This is a genomic window from Nostoc sp. JL23 (assembly GCF_017115065.1).
Lineage (GTDB): Bacteria > Cyanobacteriota > Cyanobacteriia > Cyanobacteriales > Nostocaceae > Nostoc > Nostoc punctiforme_A.
In genome coordinates this window covers 1-7,683 of record NZ_JABXKN010000077.1, presented here as the reverse complement: position 1 = coordinate 7,683, position 7,683 = coordinate 1, and the positions used below count along the sequence as shown (strand labels likewise).

At 37.9% G+C, this 7,683-nt stretch carries 10 protein-coding genes and 2 pseudogenes; 9 read left to right on the top strand and 3 right to left on the bottom strand.

Translation table 11 applies throughout. From position 1 onward, the window contains the following. The first annotated feature begins 124 nt into the window (after positions 1 to 124). The 8 genes from HWQ42_RS16695 (at position 125) to HWQ42_RS16660 (ending at position 3,827) form a co-directional block, all read left to right on the top strand. Positions 125 to 307 carry a hypothetical protein gene (locus HWQ42_RS16695; protein ID WP_292814014.1) on the top strand — a complete coding sequence of 61 codons (183 nt, stop codon included), beginning with the start codon at positions 125 to 127 and terminating at the stop codon, positions 305 to 307. A 5-nt stretch (positions 308 to 312) separates the two neighbouring features. After that, positions 313 to 600, top strand: a complete 288-nt coding sequence (locus HWQ42_RS16690) for a hypothetical protein (protein ID WP_292814012.1) — start codon at positions 313 to 315, stop codon at positions 598 to 600. A gap of 4 nt (positions 601 to 604) precedes the next feature. Next, the gene (locus HWQ42_RS16685) at positions 605 to 1,570 is read left to right on the top strand and encodes a hypothetical protein (RefSeq protein ID WP_292814009.1); all 966 of its coding nucleotides are present in this window, start codon (positions 605 to 607) and stop codon (positions 1,568 to 1,570) included. Between the two features lie 13 nt (positions 1,571 to 1,583). Next, entirely contained in the window at positions 1,584 to 2,156 is a 573-nt protein-coding gene (locus tag HWQ42_RS16680; protein ID WP_292814007.1) for a hypothetical protein, read from the top strand. After that, on the top strand, positions 2,069 to 2,470 hold the full coding sequence (locus tag HWQ42_RS16675; RefSeq protein WP_292814004.1) for a hypothetical protein: 402 nt from the start codon (positions 2,069 to 2,071) through the stop codon (positions 2,468 to 2,470). Before HWQ42_RS16680 ends, HWQ42_RS16675 begins: the two co-directional genes overlap by 88 nt. Beyond that, the gene (locus HWQ42_RS16670) at positions 2,467 to 2,706 is read left to right on the top strand and encodes a hypothetical protein (RefSeq protein ID WP_292814002.1); all 240 of its coding nucleotides are present in this window, start codon (positions 2,467 to 2,469) and stop codon (positions 2,704 to 2,706) included. Before HWQ42_RS16675 ends, HWQ42_RS16670 begins: the two co-directional genes overlap by 4 nt. 61 nt (positions 2,707 to 2,767) lie before the next feature. Continuing rightward, the gene (locus tag HWQ42_RS16665) at positions 2,768 to 3,073 is read left to right on the top strand and encodes a hypothetical protein (protein ID WP_292813999.1); all 306 of its coding nucleotides are present in this window, start codon (positions 2,768 to 2,770) and stop codon (positions 3,071 to 3,073) included. A 454-nt stretch (positions 3,074 to 3,527) separates the two neighbouring features. After that, positions 3,528 to 3,827 carry an ATP-binding cassette domain-containing protein gene (locus tag HWQ42_RS16660; protein ID WP_292813997.1) on the top strand — a complete coding sequence of 100 codons (300 nt, stop codon included), beginning with the start codon at positions 3,528 to 3,530 and terminating at the stop codon, positions 3,825 to 3,827. Here HWQ42_RS16660 and HWQ42_RS16655 read toward each other — a convergent pair. From HWQ42_RS16655 to HWQ42_RS16645, 3 genes and pseudogenes are all read right to left on the bottom strand, one after another. Further along, a pseudogene (locus tag HWQ42_RS16655) lies at positions 3,817 to 3,975 on the bottom strand (ATP-binding cassette domain-containing protein); the annotation flags it as partial. The gene HWQ42_RS16660 and the pseudogene HWQ42_RS16655 sit on opposite strands and share 11 nt — an antisense overlap. Further along, complete coding sequence (locus HWQ42_RS16650) at positions 3,972 to 5,060, bottom strand: iron ABC transporter permease (protein WP_292813994.1); 1,089 nt, start codon at positions 5,058 to 5,060, stop codon at positions 3,972 to 3,974. The gene HWQ42_RS16650 and the pseudogene HWQ42_RS16655, both read right to left, overlap by 4 nt. A gap of 2 nt (positions 5,061 to 5,062) precedes the next feature. After that, on the bottom strand, positions 5,063 to 6,280 hold the full coding sequence (locus tag HWQ42_RS16645) for an ABC transporter substrate-binding protein (protein WP_292813991.1): 1,218 nt from the start codon (positions 6,278 to 6,280) through the stop codon (positions 5,063 to 5,065). A 209-nt stretch (positions 6,281 to 6,489) separates the two neighbouring features. Between HWQ42_RS16645 and HWQ42_RS16640 the strand changes: the two are divergent. Next, a pseudogene (locus tag HWQ42_RS16640) lies at positions 6,490 to 6,829 on the top strand (transposase family protein); the annotation flags it as partial. Positions 6,830 to 7,683 lie beyond the last annotated feature (854 nt).

Genomic DNA, 7,683 nt, shown 5'->3' with positions numbered 1-7,683 from the left:
TGAATTATTGAGATTAAATCCTAATAAACGTAAGTACTACCAACAAGGACAAAGGGCTATGAAGCTTATTTTATCTGCATCCTAGCCCTTTTTGTCCCCCCGTAAGGTTCTAAAGGAGAAGAATATGAAAAATCAACAAGAACAAAATATCAAAGACCTCAAACCACAAGAATCCGTCACCATAGAGAAAATGCTAGAGAATATTGAGGAAATCCAAGAGCAGATGGAGGCAGAAGGAAAAACTCTGAACTGGACAACCTTATTTGATAGTAATGAACCTAAATCAGTTACGTTTTTCCTTTATTAATGATTATGCAAATTAAACTTTCCTTCGTTGGATATGCCGTCTCTGGAGTCGGGCTGTCAATGTTAATGGGATTTCTCTCAGTTGCCAGCCCAGTCAGTCAGTTTGTGCTGTGGATCATCAGCATGATTTGCATTTGCGGTATATCTGTAGGTTTGTTCAACTTTGCTGGCTTAGTCGTCAAAGGTTTTGGATTTAACCGCAAAACTTTCACCATTGGCTTGATGCCTGGAGTAATATTTCTGTTTGTCTTCTTGACTTTAGTTGCAGCTGGTGTTGCCTTGGGGGTGAGATAAGTTTATGCCATTTGAATTACAACGTCTAACTGCCAGTGGGGTGATTCATGCAGAGCGAACTATTTTATGTTCTTTAGGAGCGAGTGCAGTTATGTGTCTGTCTGCTCCTTTTTTCTTAAATACTGACCGAATAACAACCGGGATGCTACTTGGTGCTGGAACGGTGAGTGCTGGCTTATTTGGAGTATCTGCCCAAATCAGTGAAGGCAAACAGAAAGTATACCGCTCTTTACAAGAAGCTGACCTGAAATCACTTAAGCAGCATTTACAAGGTGAGGCTGTTTATGATTATGTCACCACTGCGATCGCAGCTAAACGCCGAGTTGCTGATTACGTGAATCGCCTGCCTGTTAATGAGCGCCCCCGGTGGATTGCTGAATATCAGTTGCAGGGGTTGGTTACACTCCCAGAACCACCAGCACAACAATCACCCTCACCGACTGGTATTCCTAATCCCGATATTGCTGACATCGATGAAGAGTCGGTACAGTCGGTGATTAATCCGGGTGCGATGAAAATTCTGCAAGCCCTAGCAGCAAATTATCCTGGTTACATCAGAATTGATGGTGCTTGGATTGATGAACTGTGTGATGCTGCATCTAATCAAGATATGACTCTTCGCAGTAATCACCATTTCTACATTTCTGGTGGTACACAGTCTGGCAAATCAACTTTAGCAGGGGTGATTATCAACAAAATTGCATCATTATCTCAAACACCAGCAATTGTGATTGGCAGTGATCCAAAGGATGATGTCACCAGATGGTTGTGCAAGTTCAGCCGTAAGTTTGACGGCATGAAAGAATTAAAAAATTGGATTACCTTTGCCACTGGCATGATTGATCACAAAAAGCAAGAGTTGCAAAAGTTGGTGGCGAATGTCACGGTGTCCCAGAATTATTATTTGCCCAAGATGAAGTTGATAGTGTTTATGGTGGTGGCAAGGGACTTCCGGGAATGGTTGATCTGATACCGCCAAAGATTTGCAAGGTTTTTGGAACTATATCATCAAATTCACTGCTGGGTTAAAAGGTCATGGTTTATTTATGGGCCAGTCCCCACTCTCTGGGGAAACCGGATTTAGCCGCCCGTCCTTGAAAAATGTTTGCTTTATTGCGATGGGGCAAACATCGAGTTATATCCTTGACCATCCACAAGACTTTGTAAACGTTAAAAAGGAGATTCTGGAAGTCTTACGACAGGCTTGCGAAATGTTGGATAAAGCCGGAGTTCGATATGCTCTGGTAATTCCAACTCGTGGTAATCCTTTTATAGCTCTAATACCTGAATTTGATATCAAAGGTATGGAGCAGAAGCAAGATTTCAAACCGAATGGTGACACTGTTAATAGTTCTAAAAATAATCAACAATCCTCACAACAGCAGATTGACTGTGACTGGTATGAAGAAATTAGAAAATGGGCAACAGAATTAGGGAGAAGACCACATTTCCAAGAAATCAAACAGAAGTGGCACGAATTAACGGGGCAAGAGTTAAACGAAAAAGGCGTTACCCTACTGCTGGAAAATCTCGGTTTTACCGATTCAATGAACTAGACTGGAATGCTCGGTATGGTAATCCTAAAGAGTACAGAAAGCAAGTAGCGATCGCTCACCGAAAAACCCACAATTATTGTGTAGTATGTCTGACTAAGAAAAGTGAAGAAATCCATCACGCTTACTATGGGAATGACATTATTGGGGTATCAACATTTCCTACGTGCTACCGTTGTCATAATGAGATTTGTCATAGTCCGACTAACTGGATTAAGAATCTTAGTAATCCCGTTTGGGGCAATCGTAATACTGACGAATTTATTATCAGGCTACGACTAGGATATCAATTACTTTATGGAGGAATCATTCTATGATTAAACTGTTACTAAAGTATGCGCCTGATTCCGTTGTGGATGCGGTTAATTCTATAAGCTTGGCAGAATTAGATAACCGAGGATTAATAGTGTGGGCTGATGCAAGATCGCTAGAGCCACATTCGGAAAACTCAGCATTTAATTTAGCTTCTCGTTTCACTGAAGTAACGCCTGATAATATATTAGAAACTTTCAAAACTATTGCTCAATTTTATACAAACTACGGCGATGTTTAGCCCTAATATACTTAATGGAATTGTCAGCAGAATACTTATTCATTAATTGGAGTTGAATAAAATGTATAACGATGAATACGATAATTTGAGTTTTGAAGAGCAATTACATCTGACTGAATCCCTTATCAGACAGCGACACAATCAGCAAATGTTCTTGCGCCGAAATGCCCAACTGTTACAGCAGGAATTAGAGCTTGAAGCCGAACTGCTAATGGACAATCCTGAGCTAGCTCAAGTTATTAATTCTCTTAATATGCAGGAATTTCAAGCACATCAGCAAGGTTTTAAAGGCGTTTTGAAAGGAGAATTAACACCCAAGTCTCAAAGTATTTGGGCTAAGTTTTTTCCAGGATTTGGAGGGAAGTAAATGTATAAAAATTCAATACTCAGGAGCGGAAGTTTTCTTGCTACGCCTCCAGTCAGTAGTCAAAAATTATAAGAAATCTAGAATAATTAGTAAATTTATTCATTAAATGTTCTTCTAATTATTTAACTATTCTTAATCCTAAATTTTGGACGTTACTCAATTAGGGGATGATTTCGCACAATTTATAACTAATTTTCAATAATTTCAACCACCAACTCATTGCGCGTAGTTATACAACGCGCGATGATTTGTATTAACACAATTTATTGCAATCCCAAAATGGTAAGGCTTAACTTGATGGCACAGATTAGTCTCAACCCCATTTAATTTGTCACTGTACAATTGTTGTTATTAGTGTTCTAAAGCCGATGCTAGTCATGCAGGAAGTATGAGTTGAAAAGCTGATATTTCCTCTTCTTACTTCTCCCACCTTTTTGTTAATTTAGGTGTAAATATGGAAATCGCACTTCAACTTTCCCAAATTAGCAAGTCTTATGCTTCTCACAAAGCCGTGAACAATCTCAGCTTGCAGATTGCAGAAGGTTCATTTTATGCTCTTTTAGGTCCCAACGGTGCAGGAAAAACTACTACTCTACGAATGATTGCAGGGTTATTACGACCAGATAAGGGCGATGTTGTGATTCTAGGTCATAGTATCAGGCGAGCGCCTCAAAAAGCCAAGCAAATTCTAGCATATCTACCTGATGAACCGCTAATTTACAATAAACTGCGCCCTATGGAATCAGTAATGTAGATTTACCCGCACCATTAGGGCCGAGTAAACAAACCAGTTCCCCAGCTTGCAGAGATACCGAAATATCTGATGCAACACACCGAAAAGTTTTTCGGGATGTTTTATAACCAATAGTTAAATTGTGAGTTGTTAAAATCACATTATTCATGACGGAAAAGATTTTCGGGAATTACGCCGCAGAATTACCCAAGTCACAACAGGAGTTCCAATTAAAGCAGTAACAGCATTTAAAGGTAAAACCATTTGACTTACCGCAAGTTGGGAAAACAAATCTGCAAACAATGCTAAGATTGCACCCATCATTGTCACACTAGGGATTAATATCCGATGATCGGAAGTATTGAACAGACTACGACACAAATGGGGAATTGCCACACCTAAAAATGCTATGGGGCCGCAAAAAGCAGTAATTGCGCCTGCTAATATAGATGCACTAGTAATAATAGAAAATCTAGTTTTTTGCACAGTTAAACCTAAACTACGTGCATAAGATTCACCAAGTAAAAGTGCATTCAAAGATTTTGATTGCAACACTGCTCCCAATAAACTCAAAAGTATCACAGGAATTAAAACAACTAACTGTCTCCAAGTCACCCCAGCAAAACTACCAAAAGTCCACATGATATAACTTTGAATGCGTTCTTTTGAGCTAAACTGCAACAAAATACTTACTATTGCACTAGTAGCATAACCAAACAATAAACCTAAAATTAATAGTGTCATCGTATCTTGTACTCGGCGAGAAACAACTAACATCATCCCTAAAACTGATGCTGCGCCAAGACTTGCTGCTATGACTAAACCAAAATCACTAATTATTCCCAAATCTGCTAATAGTGTTGGTGTTGTAGCACTTGCTGTCAACACAACTAACGCTACACCTAAACTTGCACCAGAACTAATACCCAATACAAAAGGCCCTGCTAAGGGATTTTTAAATAGGGTTTGCATTTGTAAGCCACTCACACCTAAAGCTGCACCTGCTAAAGTTGCAGTTAAAGCTTTAGGTAGACGAAATTTGAGAATAATATGAGTCCATGTCACCTTTTCTGCTTCTTGTCCGAGTAAAATTTTGACTACCTCATTAATAGGAATATCAACTGAACCCAGAGCTAAGTCTAAGAAAAAAGCCAAGATTAAACTTATAAGTATAATTACAAAAATAATAGTTTTGAAAACCGGAGCTTTTTGGGTTATTAGGGGAATTTTAAATTTATATTTGTCGCTGAACATTATTAATTAAGTTGGTGGTAATAAAATAGCTTATGATTAGGTAACATCTCTGGATATAGTATTTTAATCAAGTCAGATAAAACCATGTCTGGGTTACTAATTCCGCCTTCCCAGTAATCATTACCTCCATTTTCATTGACACGGGCATTATTATTGTAAAGATTGCCTATTTTCATAGCCTTAAAATCAGCATAGCGATTATCTTCTACAACTAAATCTTTTAATTTATTCCAAGATTGACTAAAATTCAACCAGTAGTCAGCATTGGCTGCACGTTCTAAAACAACTTCAAAAGATAAAGGTAGACTACCAGAGGATTTATCATCACTCCAAAGATAGTTTGCTCCTGCATCAGCCAGATATTTAGCTACATAACTTTTACCTCCAGGCATATACCAAGTTCCTTTAAAATTGAATCCCACAAATACAATTGGACGATTTTTTACAGATTTAGCTTTTTGAGCTACTCGTTCATATTTATCGGCAATTTCACTAAATATTGTTTCTGCTTGCTCGTCTTTATTAAAAAACAGAGCCGTAAATTTTAACCATTCGCTTCTTCCCAGTGGTGTGTCTTCCATATATTCAGAATTTATCGCCACTTTCAAACCCGCCTCTGTAAGTTTAGTATAACTATCAGTTTGGGATTTTCCAGTACCAAAAGTTGTTACTAAGTCAGGATTTAATTCTAGTACTTTCTCTATATCCACATTTGAATTATCGCCTACTTGTGTTACCTTTCCGGCTTTGATTCTCTCTACAACATCAGGTGTATTTACTTGCTTACTATTACTTACACCAATCAGTTTCTTAACTACACCTAACTTGGCTAGGTGGGGTAAATGAGTAGTAGATAGAGAAACTATGGAATTAATGGGAACTGTAATTACCCGTGCTTGATTAAATCCTTTTGGTGTGGGAGTTCCACATTGGACTAAAACATATTGAAAACCTGTGTTGGTATTCTGCCAAGGATTTTTTATAGTCACGATTTTGTAGTGTTTCTGATATTCTACCGCGAAGCCTGTTGCATGAGTAATCTTGATTTTATTAGGGAAGTAATCAGTATTGGGATCATATTTTTGAATACAGCCGTTATTATTGGTATTTGTAGATGTATTAATTGCCGTATTATGGCAAGCAATAATTAAAGTAGCAATTAAGAAGAATTGACATAAAAAAATAATGGGTTTCGAGTGAGTCAGTTTTACCAATTTCATGGGGTTTGAGATAAATATGATTTTTATCACGTAGAGACACGGAGGTGGGCACTTCTATGGGCGGGTTTTCCGACTTGTACTCCCAGGGTTAGCGCGTCTCAAAGCCTGTTGACAATAGGACTTGCCTGATCAGCAATCTTTGTTGGAAACAAAGTGACACCATCCGAGGTAGGGTAAGATTTAATTCATCGAGATGCCAGATCAAAGTAATGTCAACAGGATTTGAGAAGAAGAAGAGTAAAACTAAAACATCTTTTGCAGGCAGCGTAGATAGCTTTGATATTACCAATAAATTTCAGGAATACTTCACACAAATAACAGACCCCAGAGCGGAAAGGACGAGATATCATTTACTCACTGATATCATCACCATAGCAATTTTGGTAGTAATAGCTTTCTTCGCAAGGTTGGGAAGATATTCAGGAGTATGGACTCAGTAAAGAGGAATGGTTGAAAACGTTTTTGGAACTACCATTCGGAATACCCAGCCCCGATACTTTTAGGAGAGTATTTGAGAGAATAAACCCAAAAGAGTTTGAGCAATGTTTTCGAGTATCGCCAAAACAGTATTTTGCTGGCAAACATCCGCGCTTTGGTAAAGCTAATCCAGAATTGATGAAAATCCCCTTTTGGCAGGCGATGATTTGTGAGGGTTGTTCTGCTTATACAGCCAAAAATCTTTTTAATGATAAAGAGAATTGGCAAGATAAAGCATGGTGCTATGATCGATTTGGCAGAACAATTACAGAATTACCAGATGGCAGAATTGTCGAAATTGCTGGTGAGCATGAAGCTTACTACGAGCCTGATTTTTGTATATATAACGATGTTGTAGTTTATCAAGGTGATGGTAATTTTCAGATTTTTGGTTATCCCAAAGATATTTTTCCGCCAACTGATTTTCATTCAGCTACATTAGTTGGAAAATACATATATATTATTGGTAATTTAGGATATGCCGATGCAAGAATCTATAATGAAATTCCAGTTTATAGATTAGATTGGCATACCTTTAAAATAGAAAAATTAGAAACAACTGGTAATAAACCAGGATGGATTAGTCATCACAAAGCTTACTACAAAGAACAAGATAAAATTTATATTACTGGCGGTAAATTGTGTGTAATGGGTAATGAAAAATCAGAAGAATATATAGAGAACTTGGATGATTACGTCTTAGATTTAGTCAACTTAACTTGGAGTCGCCCTACTATTTAAATATAAATTCTATCTCTGACTACTGGAGTTCATTTAATTTGGTGATATAAAGGTCTTCAGAGAAGGAATTATTATTGCCTCAAACCTTCCAGATGTGGGGTAGGTGCTTGCTATCAGCTAAGACTTTGTGATAGTGGATTCGCCGACTATCTTGGCTGCTTGAGCAACAGCTATAGAATATTTAC

Bases quoted from the DNA above. Each gene is read 5' to 3' on its own strand.
- HWQ42_RS16660 (WP_292813997.1), top strand. From the start codon at position 3,528: ATGGAAATCGCACTTCAACTTTCCCAAATTAGCAAGTCTTATGCTTCT.
- HWQ42_RS16650 (WP_292813994.1), bottom strand. From the start codon at position 5,060: ATGTTCAGCGACAAATATAAATTTAAAATTCCCCTAATAACCCAAAAA.
- HWQ42_RS16695 (WP_292814014.1), top strand. From the start codon at position 125: ATGAAAAATCAACAAGAACAAAATATCAAAGACCTCAAACCACAAGAA.
- HWQ42_RS16690 (WP_292814012.1), top strand. From the start codon at position 313: ATGCAAATTAAACTTTCCTTCGTTGGATATGCCGTCTCTGGAGTCGGG.
- HWQ42_RS16670 (WP_292814002.1), top strand. From the start codon at position 2,467: ATGATTAAACTGTTACTAAAGTATGCGCCTGATTCCGTTGTGGATGCG.
- HWQ42_RS16685 (WP_292814009.1), top strand. From the start codon at position 605: ATGCCATTTGAATTACAACGTCTAACTGCCAGTGGGGTGATTCATGCA.
- HWQ42_RS16665 (WP_292813999.1), top strand. From the start codon at position 2,768: ATGTATAACGATGAATACGATAATTTGAGTTTTGAAGAGCAATTACAT.
- HWQ42_RS16645 (WP_292813991.1), bottom strand. From the start codon at position 6,280: ATGAAATTGGTAAAACTGACTCACTCGAAACCCATTATTTTTTTATGT.